This is a genomic window from Streptomyces sp. CB03238 (assembly GCF_002099185.1).
GTDB lineage: Bacteria > Actinomycetota > Actinomycetes > Streptomycetales > Streptomycetaceae > Streptomyces.
Window position 1 is genome coordinate 227,374 of record NZ_NBCN01000011.1, and the last position, 22,616, is coordinate 249,989.

At 72.0% G+C, this 22,616-nt stretch carries 21 protein-coding genes and 3 pseudogenes; 14 read left to right on the plus strand and 10 right to left on the minus strand.

The features are described 5' to 3' along the window. Positions 1-8 precede the first annotated feature (8 nt). Entirely contained in the window at positions 9-1,859 is a 1,851-nt protein-coding gene (locus BKD26_RS22115; RefSeq protein WP_084900896.1) for an NHL domain-containing thioredoxin family protein, read from the plus strand. On the opposite strand, the gene BKD26_RS22120 is transcribed toward BKD26_RS22115, so the two are convergent. The 3 genes from BKD26_RS22120 to BKD26_RS22130 form a co-directional block, all read right to left on the minus strand. Further along, entirely contained in the window at positions 1,856-2,227 is a 372-nt protein-coding gene (locus tag BKD26_RS22120) for a hypothetical protein (protein ID WP_084900899.1), read from the minus strand. The two genes, BKD26_RS22115 and BKD26_RS22120, sit on opposite strands and share 4 nt — an antisense overlap. Positions 2,228-2,287: 60 nt before the next feature. After that, positions 2,288-2,512, minus strand: a complete 225-nt coding sequence (locus BKD26_RS22125; protein WP_073756639.1) for a DUF6458 family protein — start codon at positions 2,510-2,512, stop codon at positions 2,288-2,290. Between the two features lie 67 nt (positions 2,513-2,579). Next, positions 2,580-3,872, minus strand: a complete 1,293-nt coding sequence (locus BKD26_RS22130) for a M18 family aminopeptidase (RefSeq protein WP_084900902.1) — start codon at positions 3,870-3,872, stop codon at positions 2,580-2,582. A 142-nt stretch (positions 3,873-4,014) separates the two neighbouring features. Here BKD26_RS22130 and BKD26_RS22135 point away from each other — a divergent pair, with 142 nt between their 5' ends. Further along, a complete protein-coding gene (locus tag BKD26_RS22135; protein WP_241518785.1) occupies positions 4,015-4,452 on the plus strand; it encodes a DUF6083 domain-containing protein in 438 nt (145 codons plus the stop codon). Positions 4,453-4,613: 161 nt separating this feature from the next. Here BKD26_RS22135 and BKD26_RS22140 read toward each other — a convergent pair whose 3' ends face one another. The 3 genes from BKD26_RS22140 to BKD26_RS22150 form a co-directional block, all read right to left on the minus strand. After that, the gene (locus tag BKD26_RS22140) at positions 4,614-6,440 is read right to left on the minus strand and encodes an acyl-CoA dehydrogenase (protein ID WP_084900907.1); all 1,827 of its coding nucleotides are present in this window, start codon (positions 6,438-6,440) and stop codon (positions 4,614-4,616) included. 228 nt (positions 6,441-6,668) lie between these two features. Continuing rightward, the gene (locus BKD26_RS22145) at positions 6,669-6,974 is read right to left on the minus strand and encodes an ATP-binding protein (RefSeq protein WP_347105223.1); all 306 of its coding nucleotides are present in this window, start codon (positions 6,972-6,974) and stop codon (positions 6,669-6,671) included. Then, positions 6,971-7,174: a hypothetical protein gene (locus tag BKD26_RS22150; RefSeq protein ID WP_084900909.1), complete on the minus strand. Its 204-nt coding sequence runs from the start codon at positions 7,172-7,174 to the stop codon at positions 6,971-6,973. The genes BKD26_RS22145 and BKD26_RS22150 overlap by 4 nt, the downstream gene beginning before the upstream one ends. A 114-nt stretch (positions 7,175-7,288) precedes the next feature. On the opposite strand from BKD26_RS22150, the gene BKD26_RS22155 reads away from it, so the two are divergent. Together BKD26_RS22155 and BKD26_RS22160 are read left to right on the plus strand one after the other, a co-directional pair. Continuing rightward, complete coding sequence (locus BKD26_RS22155; RefSeq protein ID WP_084900912.1) at positions 7,289-8,140, plus strand: helix-turn-helix transcriptional regulator; 852 nt, start codon at positions 7,289-7,291, stop codon at positions 8,138-8,140. Continuing rightward, complete coding sequence (locus BKD26_RS22160) at positions 8,121-8,336, plus strand: DUF397 domain-containing protein (protein ID WP_084900915.1); 216 nt, start codon at positions 8,121-8,123, stop codon at positions 8,334-8,336. The genes BKD26_RS22155 and BKD26_RS22160 overlap by 20 nt, the downstream gene beginning before the upstream one ends. Positions 8,337-8,341: 5 nt before the next feature. Here BKD26_RS22160 and BKD26_RS22165 read toward each other — a convergent pair whose 3' ends face one another. Then, a complete protein-coding gene (locus BKD26_RS22165; RefSeq protein WP_084900918.1) occupies positions 8,342-8,692 on the minus strand; it encodes a helix-turn-helix domain-containing protein in 351 nt (116 codons plus the stop codon). Positions 8,693-8,806: 114 nt separating this feature from the next. Here BKD26_RS22165 and BKD26_RS22170 point away from each other — a divergent pair, with 114 nt between their 5' ends. From BKD26_RS22170 to BKD26_RS22190, 5 genes are all read left to right on the plus strand, one after another. Beyond that, the gene (locus tag BKD26_RS22170; protein WP_084900921.1) at positions 8,807-9,415 is read left to right on the plus strand and encodes an NAD(P)-binding domain-containing protein; all 609 of its coding nucleotides are present in this window, start codon (positions 8,807-8,809) and stop codon (positions 9,413-9,415) included. Positions 9,416-11,203: 1,788 nt separating this feature from the next. After that, positions 11,204-11,647, plus strand: coding sequence for an SseB family protein (locus BKD26_RS22175; protein ID WP_073756645.1), 444 nt, complete (start codon positions 11,204-11,206; stop codon positions 11,645-11,647). A gap of 121 nt (positions 11,648-11,768) precedes the next feature. After that, on the plus strand, positions 11,769-12,359 hold the full coding sequence (locus BKD26_RS22180; RefSeq protein WP_084900924.1) for a hypothetical protein: 591 nt from the start codon (positions 11,769-11,771) through the stop codon (positions 12,357-12,359). A gap of 109 nt (positions 12,360-12,468) precedes the next feature. Further along, complete coding sequence (locus tag BKD26_RS22185) at positions 12,469-12,873, plus strand: hypothetical protein (protein ID WP_143662695.1); 405 nt, start codon at positions 12,469-12,471, stop codon at positions 12,871-12,873. 50 nt (positions 12,874-12,923) lie between these two features. Continuing rightward, positions 12,924-13,646, plus strand: coding sequence for a response regulator transcription factor (locus BKD26_RS22190; RefSeq protein ID WP_084900929.1), 723 nt, complete (start codon positions 12,924-12,926; stop codon positions 13,644-13,646). 22 nt (positions 13,647-13,668) lie between these two features. Here the strand turns inward: BKD26_RS22190 and BKD26_RS42275 are convergent. Further along, positions 13,669-14,586: pseudogene (locus tag BKD26_RS42275) on the minus strand (histidine kinase); the annotation flags it as partial. A 408-nt stretch (positions 14,587-14,994) separates the two neighbouring features. Between BKD26_RS42275 and BKD26_RS22200 the strand changes: the two are divergent. The 3 genes from BKD26_RS22200 to BKD26_RS22210 all read left to right on the plus strand — a co-directional run bounded on the left by BKD26_RS22200 (position 14,995) and on the right by BKD26_RS22210 (position 18,185). Next, a complete protein-coding gene (locus BKD26_RS22200; protein ID WP_084900934.1) occupies positions 14,995-15,987 on the plus strand; it encodes a pirin family protein in 993 nt (330 codons plus the stop codon). A gap of 266 nt (positions 15,988-16,253) precedes the next feature. Then, on the plus strand, positions 16,254-17,291 hold the full coding sequence (locus BKD26_RS22205) for an AI-2E family transporter (RefSeq protein WP_084900936.1): 1,038 nt from the start codon (positions 16,254-16,256) through the stop codon (positions 17,289-17,291). Positions 17,292-17,372: 81 nt separating this feature from the next. Continuing rightward, positions 17,373-18,185, plus strand: a complete 813-nt coding sequence (locus BKD26_RS22210) for a class I SAM-dependent methyltransferase (protein ID WP_084900939.1) — start codon at positions 17,373-17,375, stop codon at positions 18,183-18,185. On the opposite strand, the pseudogene BKD26_RS22215 reads toward BKD26_RS22210, so the two are convergent. Then, positions 18,182-20,262, minus strand: a pseudogene (locus tag BKD26_RS22215) (SpoIIE family protein phosphatase). The gene BKD26_RS22210 and the pseudogene BKD26_RS22215 overlap by 4 nt on opposite strands. Before the next feature lie 122 nt (positions 20,263-20,384). Between BKD26_RS22215 and aspS the strand changes: the two are divergent. Then, the gene (gene aspS / locus BKD26_RS22220; protein ID WP_084900942.1) at positions 20,385-22,151 is read left to right on the plus strand and encodes an aspartate--tRNA ligase; all 1,767 of its coding nucleotides are present in this window, start codon (positions 20,385-20,387) and stop codon (positions 22,149-22,151) included. 61 nt (positions 22,152-22,212) lie between these two features. Here the strand turns inward: aspS and BKD26_RS41440 are convergent. Next, positions 22,213-22,437, minus strand: a pseudogene (locus BKD26_RS41440) (helix-turn-helix domain-containing protein); the annotation flags it as partial. Between the two features lie 10 nt (positions 22,438-22,447). On the opposite strand from BKD26_RS41440, the gene BKD26_RS22230 reads away from it, so the two are divergent. Beyond that, positions 22,448-22,591: an amino acid--tRNA ligase-related protein gene (locus BKD26_RS22230; protein ID WP_084900944.1), complete on the plus strand. Its 144-nt coding sequence runs from the start codon at positions 22,448-22,450 to the stop codon at positions 22,589-22,591. Positions 22,592-22,616: the final 25 nt, after the last annotated feature.

A 22,616-nucleotide genomic window follows, 5' to 3' on the forward strand; every position in this document is an offset into this window, starting at 1 on the left:
CTTGAACCATGAACGATGCCGCCCCGGCGCCCACCCCCGCGCCCGCGCCCCGCCGCCGTGCCCGTGTCCGTGCCCCCGAGCTGATCGGCAAGGGCGGCTGGCTGAACACCGGAGGCAAAGAGCTGACCCTCGCCGACCTGCGAGGTAAGTGCGTTGTTGTTGATTTCTGGACCTTCTGCTGCGTCAACTGCCTCCACGTCCTCGACGAGCTGCGCGAGCTGGAGGAGAAGCACCGGGACACCGTCGTCATGGTCGGCGTCCACTCGCCGAAGTTCGTGCACGAGGCCGAGCACCAGGCCGTCGTCGACGCCGTCGAGCGGTACGAGGTCCACCACCCCGTCCTCGACGACCCCGAGCTCGCCACCTGGAAGCAGTACGCCGTGCGGGCCTGGCCCACGCTCGTCGTCATCGACCCCGAGGGGTACGTCGTCGCCCAGCACGCCGGCGAGGGGCACGCCAAGGCCATCGAGACGCTCGTCGAGGAGCTGGAGGCCGAGCACGAGGCCAAGGGCACCCTGCGGCGCGGTGACGGGCCCTACGTACCGCCCGAGCCCGTCGCCACGCACCTCCGGTTCCCCGGCAAGGCGCTCCTGCTCGACAGCGGCAACCTCCTGGTGACGGACACCACCCGCCACCAGGTGGTGGAGCTGGCGGCGGACGGCGAGAGCGTCGTACGCCGGTACGGCACCGGCGAGCGCGGGTTCACCGACGGGAAGGGCGACGAGGCGCGGTTCAACGAGCCGCAGGGGCTGTGCACGCTGCCCGACGGTCGGGTCGTGGTCGCCGACACGGTCAACCACGCGCTGCGGGTGCTGGACCTCGGCACCGGTGAGGTCGGCACGCTCGCCGGAACCGGCGCGCAGTGGTGGCGGGGCTCCGCCACCGCCGGGCCCGCCCGCGAGGTAGCCCTGTCGTCGCCGTGGGACGTCGCCTGGTGGCGCGGCGAGGTGTGGATCGCCATGGCGGGCGTCCACCAGCTGTGGGCGTACGACCCCGAGCAGGGGACGGTGCGCGTGTCGGCGGGCACGGCGAACGAGGGGCTCCTCGACGGGCCCGTCGACGAGGCCTGGTTCGCCCAGCCGTCCGGGCTCGCCGCCACCGACGAACGCCTCTGGGTCGCCGACTCCGAGACCAGCGCCCTGCGCTGGGTCGACCCCGAGGGCGCCGTCCACACCGCCGTCGGCACCGGCCTGTTCGACTTCGGCCACCGCGACGGCGAGGCCGGCCAGGCGCTGCTCCAGCACCCGCTGGGCGTCACCGCCCTGCCCGACGGGTCGGTCGCCGTCTCGGACACGTACAACCACGCCCTGCGCCGCTACGACCCGGTCACCAGTGAGGTCACCACCCTCGCCACCGACCTGCGCGAGCCGAGCGACGCGGTGCTCGTCGGCGACGACATCGTGGTCGTCGAGTCGGCCCGCCACCGGCTGACCCGGCTGCGGCTGCCCGAGGAGGCCGTCCAGGTGGACGCCGTGGCGCACCGTACCCAGCGCGAGGCGACCGAGATCGCGCCCGGCACGCTGAAGCTGGACGTCGTCTTCCGCGCACCGGCCGGCCAGAAGCTGGACGAGAGGTACGGGCCCTCAACCCGGCTCCTGGTGTCGTCCACGCCGCCCGAGCTCCTCGCGTCCGGCGAGGGCGCCGGGACCGACCTGTCCCGGGAGCTGGCCCTGAACCCGGCCGTCACGGAGGGCGTCCTGCACGTCTCCGCCATGGCCGCGTCCTGCGACGACGACCCGGCCAACGAGTACCCCGCCTGCCACGTCCACCAGCAGGACTGGGGCGTCCCGGTGAAGGTCACCGATGCGGGCGTGACCCGGCTCCCGCTGATCCTCGCGGGGCTGGACGAACCGGCCTAGTACGCCAGGCCCTGGTGCCGGGGTGGCCTTCCCGCCGCCCCGTCCAGGCAACCGGCCACCCACACCGCAGGGTTGTGGGTGGCCTTCCGGCCGCCCAGCCCCTCGGCCTCCATACGGGCGCAGCCGCCCTCCAGCAGGTCCCGCACCCGCTCGCCGGTCACGTCGTAGTGGCGGGTGCGGTTGCCCTGGAGGAAACCCGCCTCATAGGCGATGTCCGTACCCCACGGGGGCCGTTCGCCGTAAGCGCCGATCGTGTGGCCGCCGACGGTCACCACCAGTGCCACGGCGGCCCCGACGGCGCTCCAGAACACCCACCGCTTCGGCCCCCGATGACGTACGAGAGCCGTCTGTTGTCCCAGCAGAACCATGCCGACACGGTGTCAGGCACGGCCTTTCGCGGATGTTTCGATGTTTCGATCAAAAACGGCTCAGTAGCGCCGTTCGTCCGTCGGGTCGACCACCGTCGGTGCCACCGGCGGCACGACCGCCCTACGGCGCCTGGCGATACTCGTGAACGTCGCGACACCGATGATGCCGACCGCCATGAGGATCAGCCCCACCAGGTCCAGATTGACGCCCTGTGCTTCCCAGTCGGTCGCGAAGGTGAGGATCGCCCCGACCGCTATGAGAATGATGCAGCCACCCAGGCCCATGATTCCCGCCTCCTCGTCTGCGTAGGTGTTGCGGGTACCCCGCCCCGCAACACCTACGCGGGGCGGGCTACTTCAGGAACGCGACGAGGGCGTTGGCCAGCAGGTACGGGTCGTCGGCGCCGCACAGTTCACGGGCGCTGTGCATGGACAGGATCGCCACGCCGATGTCCACGGTCCGGATGCCGTGGCGGGCGGCGGTGATCGGGCCGATCGTCGTGCCGCACGGCATGTCGTTGTTCGACACGAACGTCTGCCACGGCACGCCCGCCTTCTCGCACGCCGCCGCGAAGACGGCCCGGCCGCTGCCGTCCGTCGCGTACCGCTGGTTGACGTTCACCTTCAGGATGGGTCCGCCGTTGGCGCGCGGGCGGTGCGTCGGGTCGTGGCGCTCGGCGTAGTTGGGGTGCACGGCGTGACCGGTGTCCGACGACAGGCACACCGTTCCCGCGAAGGCGCGCGCCCGGTCCTCGTAACCGCCGCCGCGCGCGAAGACGGACCGCTCCAGCACACCGCCGAGGAGCGGCCCCTGGGCGCCGGTGTCGGACTCGGAGCCGTTCTCCTCGTGGTCGAAGGCGGCCAGTACGGGGATGAACTCCAGGTCCCCGGCGGCCGATACGGCGGCGAGGGCGGCCACGCCGGCGTGCACCGACAGCAGGTTGTCCATGCGCGGACCGGCCAGCAGGTCCCGGTCCCGGCCCAGGTAGGCGGGCGCCTCGATGGCGTGGACCATCAGGTCCCAGCCCGCCACGTCCCCGGCGGCCACCTCCGCCTCCTCGGCCACGAACCGGACCAGGTCGCCCTCGTGGACGTCGTCGCCCAGGCCCCAGATCGGCTGCATGTGCCGCTGGCGGTCCAGCTTGAGGCCCTCGTTGACCTGCCGGTCCAGGTGGATCGCCAGCTGCGGTACGCGCAGCAGCGGCCGGTCGACGTTCACCAGCCGGTGGCTGCCGTCGCGCAACGTCAGCCGGCCGGACAGGCCCAGGTCGCGGTCCAGCCAGGTGTTGAGCAGGGTCCCGCCGTACGTCTCGACGGCGACCTGCCGCCAGCCGTGCGCGCCCATGTCGGGCTGAGGCTTGACCCGGAGGTTCGGCGAGTCGGTGTGGGCGCCGACGATCCGGAACGGGGTGTGCGGGGCGGCGCCCTCCGGCACGTACCAGGCGATGATCGCGCCGCCGCGGACGACGAACTTGCCGCCGCTCGTACCGTCCCACGCGGCGGTCTCGTCGAGCTGCCGGAAACCGGCCTTCTCCAGCCGTTCCCCGGCGTTCACCACGGCGTGGTACGGCGTCGGGGACTCCGCCAGGAAGGTCATGAGGTCGTCGGTGTGGCCGCGGTCGAAGCCGGGGGGTGAGCTGCTCATGCCCTCACTTTACGGGCGGGTCAGTTGAGCGGAACCGTTGTGAAAGACCCATTGTCAGTGGCGGCTGCGACTATCGGAGGACGTAGCGGGACAGCACTCCGCTGACTCGCCGGTCGCGACCGGAGGTGCACTGGTGACCACGATGACCACGCCCGTCTCGCCCGCCTCGCCCGTCTGTGCCGCATGCGAAACACCCGGGGCCGCGTGGAGCGCCCCCCTCGGGATGCCGCTCTGCGCGGCGTGCACCACTGCCGCGACGGGCACCCCGGACCGGGACCCCGTGCGCCTCGGGGACATCCTGCCCGTGACCACCGCGACGCTGCGCGCCTCGATACCCGCGCCGCGCCCGCCGCGAACCGGCTCGCTCATGACCTGCCGCCTGTGCGGCGCCGAGGCCCGGTGGCACCGCACGGTGCACGGCCGCTGGGTCGCCATCGAACCGGGCGAGCGCCCCACCGCGGGCGTCCCGCGCGGCGAACGGTGGTACGTGGCGGGCGACGGCACGGCGGTCCACCTGCGCGGGGCGGCGCCGTCGGACACCTGCCGGGTGAGCCACTTCTCGGTGTGCGCGGGGCGCTGAGCGACGGCGGGGCGGCGGGGCGGCCGGCACCGGCGGCGGCCGGTGACCACCCCGGTGACCGCGGCGACGGCCGGGTGAACGGCGACGGCCGGGTGAACGGCGACGGCCCGCCTCCCGGGAACCTCGGAGGCGGGCCGCCATGGACCGGTCGCGAACTGGGACTAGAACGCGGCCTCGTCCAGCTCCATGAGGGAGTTGTCCACGCCCTCGGCGATGGCGCGCTCGGTGGAGACGCCCGGCAGGACGTTCGCGGCGAAGAACTTCGCGGCCGCGATCTTGCCCTGGTAGAACGCCCGGTCCTTCGCCGAGGCCGTCTCCAGCTTCTCGGCCGCGACAGCGGCACCGCGCAGCAGCAGGTAGCCGACGACCACGTCACCGGAGGCCATGAGGAGGCGGGTGGTGTTCAGACCGACCTTGTAGATGTTCTTGACGTCCTCGCCGGTCGCCGTGAGGTCCGTCAGCATCGTGCCGACGATGCCCTCCAGGTCCACGGCCGCCTTGGCGAGCGCGTCGCGCGCCGGGGCCAGTTCCTCGCCGCCGGTGCCGACCGCCAGGAACTTCTTGATCTCCTCGGAGAGGGCGTTCAGCGCGGCGCCCTGGTCGCGGACGATCTTCCGGAAGAAGAAGTCCTGGCCCTGGATCGCGGTCGTGCCCTCGTACAGGGTGTCGATCTTGGCGTCACGGATGTACTGCTCGATCGGGTACTCCTGCAGGTACCCGGAACCACCGAAGGTCTGGAGCGACTGTGCGAGCTGCTCGTAGGACCGCTCGGAGCCGTAGCCCTTGACGATCGGGAGGAGCAGGTCGTTCAGGCCGATCAGCGCCTTGGCGTCCTCGCCGGCCGCTTCCTTGACCTGGATCTCGTCCTGGATCGCGGCGGTGTACATGACCAGGGCGCGCATGCCTTCGGCGTACGCCTTCTGCGTCATCAGCGAGCGGCGCACGTCCGGGTGGTGCGTGATGGTGACCTTCGGCGCGGTCTTGTCCATGAAGTTCGCCAGGTCGGGGCCCTGCACGCGCTCCTTGGCGTACTCCAGCGCGTTCAGGTAGCCCGTGGAGAGGGTGGCGATGGCCTTCGTACCGACCATCATGCGAGCGAACTCGATGATGCGGAACATCTGGCGGATGCCGTCGTGCTTGTCGCCGATCAGCCAGCCCTTGGCGGGGTGCTTGTCGCCGAAGGTCATCTCGCACGTGTTGGAGGCCTTCAGGCCCATCTTGTGCTCGACGTTCGTCGCGTACACGCCGTTGCGCTCGCCCAGCTCGCCGGTCTCCCAGTCGAAGTGGAACTTCGGCACGAGGAAGAGCGACAGGCCCTTGGTGCCAGGGCCGTGGCCCTCGGGGCGGGCCAGCACGTAGTGGAGGATGTTCTCCGACATGTCGTGCTCACCGGACGTGATGAAACGCTTCACGCCCTCGATGTGCCACGAGCCGTCCTCCTGCTGCACGGCCTTGGTGCGTCCGGCACCGACGTCCGAGCCCGCGTCGGGCTCGGTCAGCACCATCGTCGAGCCCCACTGCTTCTCGACGGCGATCTCGGCGATCTTCTTCTGCGCCTCGTTGCCCTCCTCGAAGAGGATGCCGGCGAAGGCCGGGCCGGAGGAGTACATCCAGACCGCCGGGTTCGAGCCCAGGATCAGCTCCGCGTACGCCCAGATCAGCGAGCGCGGCGAGGTGGTGCCGCCGATCTCCTCGGGCAGGCCGAGGCGCCAGTACTCGGAGTCCATGAAGGCCTGGTAGGACTTCTTGAACGTCTCCGGTATCGGCGCGGTGTTCGTCTCCGGGTCGAAGACCGGCGGGTTGCGGTCGGCGTCCGCGAACGACTCGGCGAAGTCGTTCTCGGCGAGACGGCACAGCTCGTCGAGGACGCTCTTCGCGGTCTCGACGTCCATCTCCTCGAACGGACCGGTGCCGTAGACCTTGTCGCGTCCGAGGACCTCGAAGAGGTTGAACTCGATGTCGCGGAGATTCGACTTGTAGTGCCCCATGGCGACGGCTCCGTAAGGCTCGGGGAGGCGGAATCCTCGTACACGTACCAGCAAGTAGCTACGATGATGCTACCCGCCGGTAATAAGAGCAACCCTTTCGGCCGATCTGTGACGCGTTACGCCTCCGGCAACTCGCACCACACCGTCTTGCCGCCGCCGGCTGCCCGCGCGACACCCCACCGCAGCGCCACGGCCTCCAGCAGCGCCGGCCCCCGCCCCGACTCGTCCTCACCGCCCGCCCGCCCGCCTCGGTACGGGACGGCCACCATGATCCGGATCGGTCACCTCCACCCGCGTCCGCCCCTGGACCGTTCCGCCCACCCGGACGGTGACGGGCGTCCCCTCGCCGACATGGGCGATCACATTCCCGACCAGCTCGCTCACGCAGAGCTGCAGGTCGGCGCACGGCGCCCCCACGTGCTCCCGGAGGACGCGGCGGAGGACGGACACCTCCCTCGGCAGGGCGAGCAGCGTGACGGTGAGCGGCGCTTGTTTCGGGGGCCGCGTGGGCTGCGGGGGCTGCGGGGGCTTCACCGGTCGGCCGCCTCGCGGAGGGCGGCGGTGAGGGCGCGGGCGGTGGCGATGTTGCAGTTACCGAGGATGACCAGGGGTGGGGTGCCGAAGTCGCGGCCGAGGGAGGGGAGCGTGATCCCGTGCGCGGCGAGGGCGGTGCGGAGGTCCTGGAGGGTGGCCTGGGCTTCGAGGTCGTGGGGGTCGGGGTTGAGGTTGGGCATGGTCGCTCCTGTGTGTGCGGGCGGTGACGAACTGGTCACACAGTGGCGTTACTCCGCGTACCGTGGAAGGGGTTTGGGTTGCGCACAGTGACTGGCAAATGGCGGTGGTGAGTTGTGCCCCCTCGCAAGGATCCCGACGCGTCGGCGAACGTCCCCTCCTTCTACGGCGCCGAGCTGCGCTACAAACGCGAGGCGGCCGGCCTCACCCTCGAACAGCTCGCCGAGGGCAGCTTCCGTGGCGTGCCGTTCCTGAGCCAGATCGAGCGGGGCGAACGCCGCATGCCACTGGACCTGGCCCGGCACGTGGACGAACGGCTCCAGACGGATGGCTTTTTCGAACGCCGCTGTGAAGATGCGCGGAAGGCACGGCAGTCCGGGCACGCGGAGTATTTCGCGGACGTGGCGGAGACGGAGCAGTACGCGGAGTCGATCGAGGAGTGGGCACCGATGCTGGTGCCTGGGCTGTTGCAGACCCCGGACTATGCGCGTGCGATCGTCCGCGCAGCGATGCCCCGGGCCAAGGACGACGCGGTCGAGAAGAAGGTCTCCGCGAGGGTGGGGCGGGCGGCACTCTTCGAGGCGGATAACCCTCCGGCGTTCTGGGCGATCCTGGACGAGTCCGTGATCCGCCGCCCAGTCCTGCCGCCCGCCGGGATGGCCGAGCTGCTGGAGCACATCACGCGGGTCGTCACGGCGACCCGCTCCATTTTGCAGATCGTTCCGCAAACCACGGCCGCGCACCCACTCATGATGGGCATGGCCAGGGTCATGACCTTCGACGATGCGCCGCCCGTGGTCTACACGGAGAGCCTCCACAGCGGCCAACTCATCGACTTCCCGGCGCTCGTGAAGCAGTACCGAGAGTCGTACGATCTGCTCAGGGCCGCCGCACTGCCGCCTGAGGCGTCCCTGGCCCTGATCGCGGCTGCGGCAGAGGACTACCGAAATGGCAAGCAGCGACCTTGATCTGAGCTCGGCGTACTGGCGCAAGAGCAGCTACAGCAACGGCACCGGCGGCGAGTGTGTCGAAGTCGCCGACAACCTCCCCGGCGTCGTCCCCGTCCGCGACTCCAAGGTCCCGCAGGGGCCCGCCCTCGTCGTGCGCGCTCGCGCGTGGGCGCCGTTCGTGGAGGCCGTGAAGGCGGGGCGGCTCGCGGGCTGAACGTTTCAGTCCGGGTCGGCCCAGCCCTGCGCGGCGGCGTAGGCGTCGCCGTGCTCGGCGGACCAGCGGCCGAGTGCCGTGATGGGTTCCAGCAGGGTGACGCCCAGGTCGGTGAGGGCGTACTCGACGCGCGGGGGCGACTCGGCGTGCACGTGCCGGGTGACCAGGGCGTGGCCCTCCAGGCGGCGGAGCGTCTCGGTGAGCACCTTCGCGCTGATGCCACCGATCACGGCGCGCAGCTCGCGCGGGCGGCGCGGGCCGTCGGCGAGGGCGTAGATGACGACGGCGTTCCAGGTGTTGGCCAGCAGGTCGAAGCCGAGACGGGCCCGGCAGTCCGCGAGGAGTCGGTCTTCCATGAAACGCCCTCCCTATCAGGGCCGTTGGGCACCATTCGGTACGCAACCAGCCGCTTAGCGTCGTCGACGAAGACATCCACGTCGTCGTCAGCGTCAGCGTACGAAGGAGCGGCCATGCGCATCGGAATCCTCGGGAACGGCAACATGGCGGAGGCCCTCGGCACCCACTGGGTGCGCGCGGGGCACCGCGTACGGATCGGTGGCCGCACGCCCGGGAAGGCGACGGAGCTGGCCGGCCGGATCGGCGCCGAAGGCGGGGGTACGGTCGCGGACGTCGCGGGTTTCGGCGACGCCACGCTGCTCGCCGTGCCGTACGACAGCGCGCTCGCCGTGCTGGACGGGACGGGGGGCGCCGTCGTGGGGCGCGTGCTCATCGACTGTACGAACCCCATCGGGCCGGGCTTCACGCTCACGACCGGGGGCGGCCCCTCCGCCGCCGAGCGGATCGCCGAGGCGTCCGGCGCTCGCGTGGTGAAGGCGTTCAACCACTGCGCGGACGCGGTATGGCGTACCGCCCCGCCCACGGTGCCGCTGTGCGGCGACGACGAGGCGGCCCTGGAGACGGTACGCACGCTGGTACGGGACGTCGGCGGCGAACCGCTCGTCGTGGGCGACCTCGGGCGCGCCCGGCTGCTGGAGGCGACGACCGCGTTCCTCATCGGCCTGTGGCTGACCGGCCACGACCCGCGCACGCTGCTTCCGCCGCTGGACGCGATGCGCTGATCACCGTCTTGGGGTGAGCCTTCTGTCCATGGTTGCCGTTCCGGGCCGCCCTCCCTTCCGAGAGTCGCGGGCTCCGGCACCCTGTCAAGGGCGCTTCGCGTCGGCTTCGCCGATGGGCTTCGCCCACCCTTGACAGGCCGCCTCCGCCCGCGCGTTTTCTCTCGGAGGGCGGCCCCGGGGAGCGGGCATCCGGGGGGCGCACTGCTTTGCCGGCGTTCGTGGCCGAGGCGGCCCGGCCGGGGCAGGCGCGGCAGTGGAATGGGGCGGTGGCTGGTGGGCTTGGCGGCTGTCGGCTGTCTCTGGGTTGCGGTACAGGACCTCGCTTCGGTGGGTGGTGGGTGGTGGGTGCGCGGGAGTGCGATGGGGCTTCCGGGCTCGGTCCGGCGACTGCGGGTGGGTGAGGGGTGGGGGTTCAGGCAGGTGGCTGGGGTGGGTGGGGTGTTGGGCCGGGGCGGAGCCCCACCCGGTCAGGGCACGGCAGGCACCCGGCCGCCGGGACGGCAAGGCCGGGGCGCGGCCTCCCGGACAGTCGGGCGCGGCCGGGTCGGTCCGGCCGCCGGGGCACCCCCGCAGCTCCCCTGCGCGGGGGAAGTCCGGGAAGGGGCGGCCCCTCCAGTCACGCCCGTATCGGACCACCGGAGTTGTGTGCGGTGTCGGACACCCAGAGCCGGACATCCACGGCGGCAAGGTGTCCTACTCCGCCCACAACTCTCCGGCCCTGGTGCCGGTGTGACGATAGGGGCCCGTGAGGCGTCCTGGTGAGGCAGGCGGGGCCAGGGGGACTTGGAGTCCCGCACGCCGCGCCTGCATGACGCCAGACGCCGGCCGTCGTGCCCCGTCACAGGACCAGGTCGGCCCGGTGCCCGGGGCAAGGCCGAGCCCCTCGCCTTGAGGAGTCCGGCGGGGGACACCGGTGCGCCGCAGGGTGCTGCTTCCTGTCCGGCACAGGCACGGGGTGCGGCCTCCCCGGGCAGTCCCCGGGGGTGCCGGGCACGTCATCGGACCCACAGGGCGGGCCCCTCCGGCCCCTCCAGTCCCAGCCGTATCGCCCTGCCAGAGTTGTGGGCGGGATGGGACACCCACAGCCCGCACACCACGACGGGAAGGTGTCCCACACCGCACACAACACCCCCGAACCCGGTGCTGGCGTGACCAAGGCGACGGGTGAGACCTCCCTGCGTGACAGGCGGGGCCCAACCGGGCCCGTGAGACAGCAGGCACGGGCATCCTGCGGCCAGCCACTGCCGCACCCACGCCTTCGCCCCGCCCACCGGTGGCCGGGCTCTGCCAGGGCGACACCCAGGCCCAGCCACCACCCCACCTTAGCCACCCGCCTGAACCCCACCCCGCACCCACCCGCAGCCGCCGGACCGAGCCCGGAAGCCCCACACCACTGCCGCGCACCCACCACCGGCAGGAGCGAGGTCCTGTACCGCAACCAAAGGACGGCGGCCCGCCGCTTAGCCAAGCCGCACCGCCCCATTCCACTGCCGCGTCCCCTCCGGCGCCCGCCTCCCGGCCACGAACGGCACCGGCCACGTGCGCCCCCCGAGGACCCATCCCCCCGGGCCGCCCTCCGAGTGGGAAAAGGCGGGCGGAGGCGGCCGGTCAAGGGTGGGCGAAGCCCGTCGGCGAAGCCGACGCGAAGCACCCTTGACGGGGCGCCGCAGCCCGCCACTCTCGGAGAGAGGGCGGCCCACACGGTCACCATGAACGAGCGCCCCGTACCGGGAGCCCGTCCGGCTGCGGGGACCCGGGGTGGGGGTGGGGCTCGGTAGGCTTACGGGCATGTACGGGTACGAGCAGAATCAGGGCGCCTACGCCCCGCCCCAGCAGGGGTACGCGCAGCAGCCGCCGCTGTACCCCGAGCCGTCGCCGCCCTCGCTCGCGGATGCCGTGCGGGCGTTCACCACCGGGTCGCTGTCGGCCGAGGACTTCCAGCAGATCTTCGCGACCTCGAAGGTCTACTGCCCGCGCGGTGACAACCCCGGCTTCCTCGCGCTGCACAACACCCAGCAGCCGGTCATCCCGATGTTCACGTCGCTCAAGGAGCTGCGCCGGTACGCGGGCAAGGAGTCCAAGTACTTCGTGATCACCGGCGCCGAGGTGATCGACCTGCTGCCCACCGGGTACGGCTTCGTCCTGGACATGGAGGGCGACCACCGGATGGTGTTCGACGCCAAGGCCGTGGAGCAGATGGTCGACTTCGCCATGCGGCGGATGTACGGCTGAGCCGAGCCGAGCTGAGCCGCGCCGAGCCGGGCCGGGCCGCTCGAACCCTGCCGAGTGTCGGGGTGGTGATCCGACTTCAGGCGTACGAACGGGCGTGCCGCCGCTGCCTACTGTTCCTCGTATGCAGCAGCTGAGCGAGTTCCTGATGACGCAGAAGATCACCGCGCTCGTGAACCGGTACGTGATCACCGAGCCGGGCGGTGGTGGCGTCGTCGCCTTCGCCGAGCAGAAGCGGTTCAAGCTCAAGGAGGAGATCACGCTCTGGACCGGCGAGGACCGTTCCGAGGTGCTCGGCGGCTTCAAGGCGCGGCAGGTCGTCGACCTGGGGGCCACGTACGACGTGACGGGGCCGGACGGCGCCTCCATAGGGACGTTCCGCAAGGACGCCAAGGCCTCCCTGCTCCGGTCCACCTGGCATCTGACCCAGGGCTCCGAGGGCGAGGAGCCGGCGGTGAAGGGCACCGAGCGGAGCCTGGGGATCGCGCTGGCCCGCCGGGGCTGGGAGGTCGTCGACGCGGTGCTGCCGTTCCCGCTCCCGGTGCCGTTCGTCTACCACTTCGACTTCGTACGGGACGGGGGGCAGCCCGTCATGTCGGTGGAGCGGAAGATCGGCTTCCGCGACCAGTACGCGATACGGATCCAGCACCCGGCCCTCGACCGCCGGCTCGCCCTCTGCATGGCCGTCGCCCTGGACGCCCTCCAGTCCCGGTGACGGCCCGCTGACGGCCCCCTGACCGGCCGGGCCGACGCCCGAGTGGGGGGATGGGGAACGGAAGGTCGGCGGGTACCGCCGTCTCCGGGCGTCGGTGATCCTTGTGTGCATGGTGCTCTTGCTCGAATTCGCCCTGCACTCGCTGATGGACCTGGCTCTGCGGCTGTTCGGCAGGACCTTCGACGCGTCGGTCTCCGCCCGCCGGATCGCGTCCTTCCGGCGCGGCAAGGGAGCGGTGCTGCGCTGCCGTTACCGGGTGCGCGCCGAGGGCCCGGCCGCCGCCATGCGCCGGGGGAAGCTCACGCTGACGCGGGCGGGTGCCGTGCTGGACCGTACCGGGGGCGCGAAGAGGCTCCGGCTGACCTCCCCGGGACGGGTCGCGACCGGCGGTGGCAGGGGCGGCACCGTCATCGTCTGCGAGGCGGCGGGCGCGGGGGCGGTCGAGCTGCTCGTACAGACGTGGGACCCGGCGCTGGTGAAGCTGGTCACCGACACCATGGCGGCACGCGTCTGAATCAACTCCTCCGGTTCGATTGATATGTTGATCGCTCGCAAGGGGGCGTGATGATCCGCGTATTGGTGGTCGACGACGAGGTTCTGCTGCGCTCGTGCATGCAGCGCATCCTGGAGAGCGAGCCCGACATCGAGGTTCCCGCCACCTGTGACGGGCGGGGCGCCGTCGAGGCCGTGGAGAGGCACCGGCCCGACGTGGTGCTGCTGGACCTTCGCATGCCGGACGTCGACGGGCTGTCCGTACTGGCCGCGCTCCAAGCCCGTTCCGTGCGTCCCGCGGTCGCCGTCCTGACGACCTTCTCGGCCGACGAGGACATCGCGGCCGCGCTGGGCGCCGGGGCGTCGGGCTTCCTGCTCAAGGACGCCACTCCGCGGGAACTGGCCGACGCGGTACGGGTTTTGGCGTCCGGCGGCACCGTGCTGTCGTCGGCGGCGGCCCGGGTCGTGGTCGACGGATACCTCAGCGGTGGTCGTACGCGGCCGGTGCCGAGGGACCCGCGCCTGGACAGTCTCACCGAGCGGGAGCGCCAGGTGCTGGAGCTGCTGGCCGAGGGGCTCACCAACGCGGACATCGGGCGCAGGCTGCTGATGAGCGCGTCCACGACCAAGGAACACGTCAGCGCGATCCTGTCCAAGCTGGGCCTGGCCAATCGAGTTCAGGCGGCGGTGCTGGCGCACAGCATCGCGGGCGGGGAGCCCGCATCTTCGCGTACCGCATCTTCCCGTACCAGCTCGTCCCGCCCGCCGCTCGCGCCGGCGGTGGCGGCTCACTGAGAGAGGGCGGCGAGAGCGGCAGCACCGCGCGTACCAGGAAGCCGCCGTCGTCCGTGGGCCCGGCGTCCAGCCGGCCTCCGGCGAGGGCGGTGCGCTCCTTCAGGCCCCGCAGCCCGAACCCGCCGGCGGGGACGTCGGCCGGCGGGGCGGTGGCGGGACCGTTGCGTATCTCGACGACGAGGGTGTCGCGCCGGTCGGGTGACGGCCCCACCGATACGGTGACCGGGGCGCCGGGGGCGTGCTTGCGTACGTTGGTGAGGGCTTCCTGCACGGTGCGGTAGGCGGCCCGCTCGACGGCGGCCGCGCAGACGTGGCCCTCGTCTTCCGGCAGGGTCAGGTGGAGCGTGGCGTCGAGCCGGCTCTCCTCGACCAGGGCGGGCAGGTTGTCCAGGCGGGCGTGGCCCGCGTCGTCCTCGTCGGGGCCGCGCAGCACGCCGACGACGTCGCGCAGTTCCCGCATCGCGTCGGCGCCGTGCCGGCGGATCGTCTCGGCGTCCTCCCGGACGGTGTCGTCGGGGGCGGTGGCCCACAGGGCTCCGGCCTGGGCGGCGATGATGCCCAGGTGATACGAGACGGTGTCGTGCATCTCCCGTGCCATGCGCGCGCGCTCCCGCGCCACGGCCTGCTCGGCCTCCAGCCGGCGCCCGCGTGCCTGGCTCTCGGTGAGCTCGGCCAGGCGGGAGCGCAGCTCGGAGCGGGTGCGGGCGAGCAGGCCCAGGCCGGTGGGCCCGATGCTGAACATCAGGGCGATCTGGACGGTGATCAGGTGGTCGGACCAGGTCGGGCCGGGCTCCGCGACCAGTCCCCACCGCATGGACGACGCGAACACCGCCGCCGCGCAGCCGATGACGGCGGGGCGGCGGGCCGGGCGGCGGGGCAGCTCGGCCGCCACGGTGAACATGGCGATCATGGGCGCCAGCCACAGGTGGCCGGTGGCCATGGACGGCAGGGTGGCGAGCAGGACCGGCACGGGGAACCGGCGGCGCAGGACGAGCCCGAGCAGGGCCGGCGGGCAGACGGCGGCGGACTCCAGGTCGAGGGCGCCGACCAGCGTGAACAGTTCCAGGGAGGCGGCCGCCGTGATCGCCCAGTCGGTTCCCCGGACGGCGGGGCGCGGGCGGCGCGGTCGTTCGGACACGGGCTTCCTCACTGGCACTCACTGGCACTCACTGATCGCTACGGATCGCTGCGACGTCGCTTGCAGTATCACCGAGCCCGTCGGGGGTACCGCGTGCGGGTGCCGGGCGGGAATGCGTGGCGGGTTGGCCGTGTTCCTGTGGCAGGAAGTTCAGTGTTCAACTAATCTGGGGGTACGCCGCCCGAAGGGGCGGCCCCGAGGAGGACCGCCATGCCTGCCGTAACCGTCGAGAACCCGCTCACCCTGCCGCGCGTCGGCACGCCCGCGGGTACCGTGCAGCGCCCGGTGCTGGCCGTGACCACCGCACCGAGCGGCTTCGAGGGGGAGGGCTTCCCGGTGCGCCGCGCGTTCGCCGGGATCAACTACCGCTACCTCGACCCGTTCATCATGATGGACCAGATGGGCGAGGTGGAGTACGGCGTCGGGGAGGCGAAGGGAACGCCGTGGCACCCGCACCGCGGCTTCGAGACCGTCACGTACCTCATCGACGGCACCTTCGTGCACCAGGACAGCAACGGGGGCGGCGGCACCATCCGCAACGGCGACACCCAGTGGATGACCGCCGGGTCCGGACTGCTGCACATCGAGGCCCCGCCGGAGAACCTCGTCATGTCCGGCGGCCTCTTCCACGGGCTCCAGCTGTGGGTCAACCTGCCCGCCAAGGACAAGTGGATGGACCCCCGCTACCAGGACATCCGCGGCGGCCAGGTCCAGCTCCTCACCTCCCCCGACGGCGGCGCCCTGCTGCGCGTCATCGCCGGCGAGCTCGACGGGCACGAGGGCCCCGGCATCACGCACACCCCGATCACCATGATCCACGCGACCCTGCGCCCCGGCGCGGAGGTCACCCTCCCGTGGCGGCAGGACTTCAACGGCCTCGCGTACGTCCTCGCCGGGCGCGGCTCCGTCGGCGGCGAGCGGCGGCCCGTCCACATGGGCCAGACGGCCGTCTTCGGCGACGGCGGCTCGCTGACCGTCCGCGCCGACGAAAAGCAGGACGGCCACACCCCGGACCTGGAGATCATCCTCCTGGGCGGGCAGCCCATCCGGGAGCCGATGGCGCACTACGGCCCGTTCGTCATGAACACCCAGGCCGAGCTGCGGCAGGCCTTCGAGGACTTCCAGGCCGGCCGCCTCGGCCGCATCCCCGCCGTCCACGGCATGCAGGACGGCACGGGCCCGGAAATCACCCCGGGCGCCTGAACGGGCCGGTGGCCGCGACGGGCCGGTCGCCCCGACTGGCCGGGTGCCTGAACGGGGCCGGTGGCCCCGGCCCGGTGCCGCTGCCCGCCGGGGACCTGAACGGGTCCGATAGCCCCTGCCCGGCCCGTACCCCTGCCCGGCCCGTACTCCTGCCCGGCCGGTGGCCGTAACGCGGCCCCCGCCCCCGCCCCGGAGGCCTGACTGGGTGTCACCCGACCGGGCCCGGTGCGCGGGCGGGGGCCGGGCGGGCGTGGTGGCGTGGAGGGGTGCACACGCTGCCCGAGCCCGTCCGCCGCATCGCCGCCTGGTGCGTGGTCATCCTGCTCGTCACCGGCGTGGCGGCCGTCGGCGTATGGCTGTGCGTGACGTTCCAGACCGCCGTCACGCCCGTGCTGCTCGCCCTGCTCGGGACCGCGCTGCTCGGACCGCTGTACCGGCGGCTCGTCGCCATGAAGGTCCAGCGGTCCCTGGCCGCCGGGCTGACCTGCGCGGCCGTGGTCGCCGTCGTCGGCGGCGCCACGTACATCGTGGTCGCCGCGCTCATCGACACCGGCGACCAGATCCTCACCTCGCTGCGCCGCGCCGCCACCGACCTCGCCGAGCACTTCGGCGCCGCCGGCACCTCCCTCGACGACCTCGCCGCCAACGCCAGGAACCTCCTCGGGAGGTTCGGCAGCACGGCGGCGACCGGGGTGATCAGCGGGCTCAGCGTCGTCGGCGAGGTGATCGCCATGGCCGTCCTCGCCCTGCTCCTGGTCTTCTTCTTCCTCCGTGACTCGGGCCGCGCCATGCGCGCCCTGCGCGGCCTCGTCCCCCGTGGCAGCGCCGACCACGTCGAGGCCATGGCCCGCCGCGCCTTCGGGGCCGTGGAGGGTTTCATGCGGGGTACGACGTTCATCGCCCTCATCGACGCGCTCCTCATCACGGCCGGGCTGCTCATCCTGCGTGTCCCGGGCGCGGTCGGACTCGGCGCGCTCGTCTTCGTCGGCGCGTACATCCCGTACCTCGGCGCGTTCATCTCCGGGGCCGTGGCGATCCTCGTGGCACTCGCGGACCGGGGCGTCGTCATCGCGCTGTGGGCGGTCGGCGTCGTCCTCGCCGTACAGCTCATCGAAGGGCACGTCCTCCAGCCGGTGATCCAGAGCCGTACGGTCCAGATGCACCCGGCCGTCGTCATGCTCGCCATCACCGCGGGCGCGTCCGTCGCCGGGATCCTCGGCATGCTGCTCGCCGTGCCGCTGACGGCCGCCGCGTTCGGGGTGATCGGCGAGCTGCGCAGGCTCTACGCGGCGGGGGGTACGTAGGCCGTGTCCCGGACGGCCGCCGGCCCGGCGCCCGGTTAGCATCCGCGACAGGGGGCAGCCCGGGCACGTACGGAGGCCGTCATGCAGGAGCAGAAGCACCAGACACCACGCGACCCACGCCTGCTGAGGAACCGGTCCCGGATCGGCCACAAGATGCGGTACGCGGTGACGCACCCGCAGCGGGTGGTGCCCCACCTGCGCCGGGCGGCCCGCAACGCCCGGCTCCGGCTGAAGCACGGCGGCGACCACATCGCGTACTACCGGGCCGTCATGGCGTCCGACACCGCCCGCAGCCCGGAGGCCGCGGTGGGCGGCCGGCCGTCGCACGCGCGCTGGCTGGCCATCGGGCAGATGCAGTACGACTACCTCGTCGAGCACGGGCTGCGGCCCGAGGACCGGATGCTGGAGATCGGCTGCGGCAACCTCCGCGCCGGGTGGCGGTTCATCGAGCACCTGGAGCCCGGCCACTACTACGGGATCGACATCTCGCCCGACATCCTCATCGAGGCCAAGAAGACCCTCGTACGGTACGGACTCCAGCGGAAGATGCCGTACTTGACGCCCGTCGACAACCTGAAGCTCGACTTCCTGCCCGACTCCTGGTTCACGGTGGTCCACGCGCACAGCGTGTTCTCGCACTCGCCTCTGGAGGTCATCGACGAGTGCCTGGCGCACGTCGGCCGGGTCCTCGCCCCCGGCGGCTTCTTCGACTTCACGTACGACCGCACCGAGGGCCGTGAGCACCAGGTGCTGGGCGAGGACTTCTACTACCGTACGGAGACGTTGGTGCGGCTGGCCGAGAAGCACGGTCTGGCCGCCCACTTCATGGACGACTGGGAGCGGCTGCCGCACGGCCAGTCCAAGCTCCGCCTCACGCACCCGGCCGCTGTTTAAAGGACCTCCCCGTCCCGGTCCTCGTGCAGCTCGAACCAGATCGACTTGCCCTCGCCCCGCGGGTCCACGCCCCACTCGTGCGCCAGCATCTCCATCAGGATCAGCCCGCGCCCCGACGACGCCATCTCGCCCGGCCGCCGCCGGTGCGGCAGCTCGTCGCTGGCGTCCGCGACCTCGACGCGCAGCCGCCGCTTGCCGTGGTCGCCCCTCGCCTCCGCCACCAGCAGCGCGTCGCCGTCGGTGTGGACGAGCACGTTCGTGACCATCTCGGAGACCATCAGGACCGCCGAGTCGACCTGCTCCGCGTCCGCCCAGTCGTGCAGCAGCTCCCGCAGGTGCGCCCGGGCGGCCGCGATCCGCTCCGGCTCGGCCTGCGCGACCGTCATGGCGGTACGCCGGGCCGCGGCCGTCCGCAGCGGCGCGCCCGTCCGGGACAGCAGCAGGACCGCGATGTCGTCCTCGCGGCGGTCGGCGAGCGGACCGGTGGTGTGGTGGGAGCCGGGCCCGTGCACGGCCTGGACCAGGCTGTCGGCCAGCACCTCCAGCGACTCGCCCTCGGTGTCGTGCCGCTCCAGCAGCGTGCGGATGCGGGACCAGCCGGTCTCCAGGTCGTGGCCGCCCGTCTCCAGGAGGCCGTCCGTGCAGATCATCAGCGTCTCGCCCGGCTCCAGGGTGAGCCGGGTCGTCGGGTAGTCCGTGTCGGGGACGATGCCCAGCGGCAGGCCGCCCGCCGTCGGCCGCAGCATCACCGTCCCGTCGGCCATCCGGATCGCCGGGTCCGGGTGGCCGGCCCGCGCGATGTCGAGCGTCCCGGCCGCCGGGTCGACCTCCAGGTACAGGCAGGTCGCGAACCGGGCCGCCCCGTGGTCGCCCTCCGCCCCGTCCGTGATCCCGTACAGGAAGCGGGACGCCCGGGACAGGACGGCGTCCGGGCGGTGGCCCTCCGAGGCGTACGCGCGCAGGGCGATCCGCAGCTGGCCCATCAGCCCGGCCGCCCGCACGTCATGCCCCTGGACGTCGCCGATGACGAGGGCGATACGGCCGCCGGGCAGCTGGATCATGTCGTACCAGTCGCCGCCCACCTGGAGCCCGCCGCCGGTCGGGACGTACCGCGCGGCCACCTCCATGCCGGGGATCGCCGGCCCCAGGACATCGTGCGCTGGAGGCCCAGCGACAGCTCCCGCTCCGACTCGGCGACCCCGGCGCGGGCCAGCGCCTGCGCCAGCATCCGGGCCACCGTCGTCAGGACGGACCGCTCGTCGGGCGTGAACGACACCGGATACTTGAAGGCCGCCATCCAGGCGCCCATCGTGCGCCCCGCGACGATCAGCGGCAGGAACGCCCACGACTCCCTGCCGAAACGTTGCGCCAGGGGCCAGGTCGCCGGGAAGCGGGCCCGGTACTCCTCCGGCGACGGCAGATAGATCGCCCGCCCGGTCCGTACCACCTCCGCCGCCGGATAGTCGGTGTCCAGCGGCATGTCCGAGAACGGGCCGTCGTCGCCGGCGTTGTGCCCGTGGTGGCCGATGATCGTCAGCCGGTCGCCCAAGACGCCGAAGACCGCGAGCCCGTCCGGCGAGAACCCGGGCATCGACAGCGACGCCGCCACCCGCAGCACCTCCGCCGTCGACCGCGCCTCCGCCAGCGCCCGCCCCGCGTCCAGCAGGAACGCCTCACGCGAGCGGCGCCAGTCACCGGTGACCGGCGTTCGGGCCGCGGTGCCGGGCTGCGGCTCGGCGACCTCCTGCAACGTCCCGACCAGCTGGTAGTCGGTGCCCTCGACCAACGGCTTCGACCGGCTGCGTACGGTACGGATCACCCGCCCGCTCTCGTCCATGATCCGCAGCCGCGCCTCGGCGAGGGTGCCCTCCGCCACGGCGAGGTTCACGATCCCGTCGATCTCGTTCCAGTCGACCGGGTGGAAGCGGGAGCGCACGGCGGCCTCGGTCAGCTCGGCCGGCTCGGCGGGCAGCCCGAGCAGCCGGGCGGCCTCCGCGTCGAGCGTGACGATCCCGGATGCGTTGTCCCAGCGCCACAGGCCCGTCGCGATGGCGGCCAGGACGTCCTCGGTGCGCATTGCCCCACTCTAAGAAGATGAACGGATCAACCGCCACCGAGCTGCGCCCCGGCGATCCCGGCAGGCCCGGTAACCTTGACGGGTCGAGCCAAACCCTCTCCCCCAAGACTGGATGAACGACGATGCATCGGTACAGGTCCCACACCTGCGGCGAGCTCCGCGCCTCTGACGTCGGCACCGACGTCCGGCTGAGCGGCTGGCTGCACAATCGGCGCGACCTGGGCGGCATCCTCTTCATCGATCTGCGCGACCACTACGGCATCACGCAGCTCGTCGCCCGTCCCGGCACCGCCGCGTACGAGGCGCTCGACAAGCAGACCAAGGAGTCGGTCGTCCGCGTCGACGGCAAGGTTGTCTCGCGCGGCGCCGACAACATCAACAGCGACCTCCCGACCGGCGAGATCGAGGTCGAGGTCTCCGACGTCGAGGTCCTGGGCGCGTCCGCCCCGCTGCCGTTCACGATCAACACGGACGACGGCGTCAACGAGGAGCGGCGCCTGGAGTACCGCTTCCTCGACCTGCGCCGCGAGCGCATGCACCGCAACATCATGCTGCGTACGGCGGTCATCTCCGCCATCCGCCACAAGATGACGGCCCTCGGCTTCAACGAGATGGCGACCCCGATCCTCACCGCGACCTCCCCCGAGGGCGCCCGTGACTTCGTCGTCCCGTCCCGCCTGAACCCCGGCAAGTTCTACGCGCTGCCGCAGGCGCCGCAGCAGTTCAAGCAGCTGCTGATGATCTCCGGCTTCGACCGGTACTTCCAGATCGCGCCCTGCTTCCGCGACGAGGACGCCCGCGCCGACCGCTCGCCGGGCGAGTTCTACCAGCTCGACGTCGAGATGAGCTTCGTCGAGCAGGAGGACGTCTTCCAGCCGATCGAGAAGCTGATGACCGAGCTGTTCGAGGAGTTCGGCGGCGGCCGCCACGTCACGTCCCCGTTCCCGCGGATCCCGTTCCGCGAGGCGATGCTGAAGTACGGCTCCGACAAGCCGGACCTGCGCGCCCAGCTGGAGCTCGTCGACATCACGGACGTGTTCGCCGACTCCGAGTTCAAGGCGTTCGCGGGCAAGCACGTCCGCGCCCTGCCGGTGCCGAACACGGGCGACCAGCCGCGCAAGTTCTTCGACGGCCTCGGCGACTTCGCGGTCGAGCAGGGCGCGAAGGGCCTGGCCTGGGTGCGCGTCGGCGAGAACAACGCCCTCACCGGCCCGATCGCCAAGTTCCTCACCGAGGAGAACGTCAAGGTCCTCACCGAGCGCCTCGGCCTGGAGCCGGGCCACGCGATCTTCTTCGGTGCGGGCGACTTCGACGAGGTCTCCAAGATCATGGGCGCGGTCCGCGTCGAGGCCGCCAAGCGGGCCGGCCACTTCGAGGAGGGCGTCTTCCGCTTCTGCTGGATCGTCGACTTCCCGATGTACGAGAAGGACGAGGAGACCGGCAAGATCGACTTCTCGCACAACCCGTTCTCCATGCCGCAGGGCGGCCTCGAGGCCCTGGAGACCCAGGACCCGCTGGACATCCTGGGCTGGCAGTACGACATCGTCTGCAACGGCGTCGAACTGTCCTCGGGCGCCATCCGGAACCACGAGCCGGACATCATGTTCAAGGCGTTCGAGATCGCCGGCTACTCGCGGGAGACCGTCGAGACCGAGTTCGCGGGCATGCTCCGCGCCTTCCAGTACGGCGCCCCGCCGCACGGCGGCATCGCCCCGGGCGTGGACCGCATCGTCATGCTCCTCGCCGACGAGCCGAACATCCGCGAGACGATCGCCTTCCCGCTCAACGGTAACGCCCAGGACCTGATGATGGGCGCGCCGACGGAGCTGGACGAGGCCCGCCTCAAGGAGCTGAACATCGCGCTGCGCAAGCCGGTGTCGGACAAGTAGTCCGCCGCTGCTCGACGAAGGGCCCGGGATCCTCGCATCCCGGGCCTTTTCGTTCCCGGGGTTACCGCCCTGAAGCGCATGCCCCGCAGGTCCCCGGGTCCGGACCGCGGAACGCGCGGTCGCAGGCGCCGCAGTTCTGGAGCGGATGCCTGACGACCGAGGGTGCGCCCGGGGCACGGAAGGCCGGCAGGGGCGGGAGCCGGGCGGCGAGGCGGTGCGCCAGCAGGGCTGCCGGGCGGTGCAGCGGCTCCGGTGGCAGGCCGGTGGTCAGAGCCGTCGAGACCGAGTTTGCCGGCATGCTCCGCGCCTTCCAGTACGGCGCGCCGCCGCACGGCGGTATCGCCCCGGGCGTGGACCGCATCGTCATGCTCCTCGCCGACGAGCCCAACATCCGCGGGGCGATCTGCTTCCGCTCAACGGCAACGCCCAGGACCTCATGATGGACGCCTGACACGCTGACGAGGA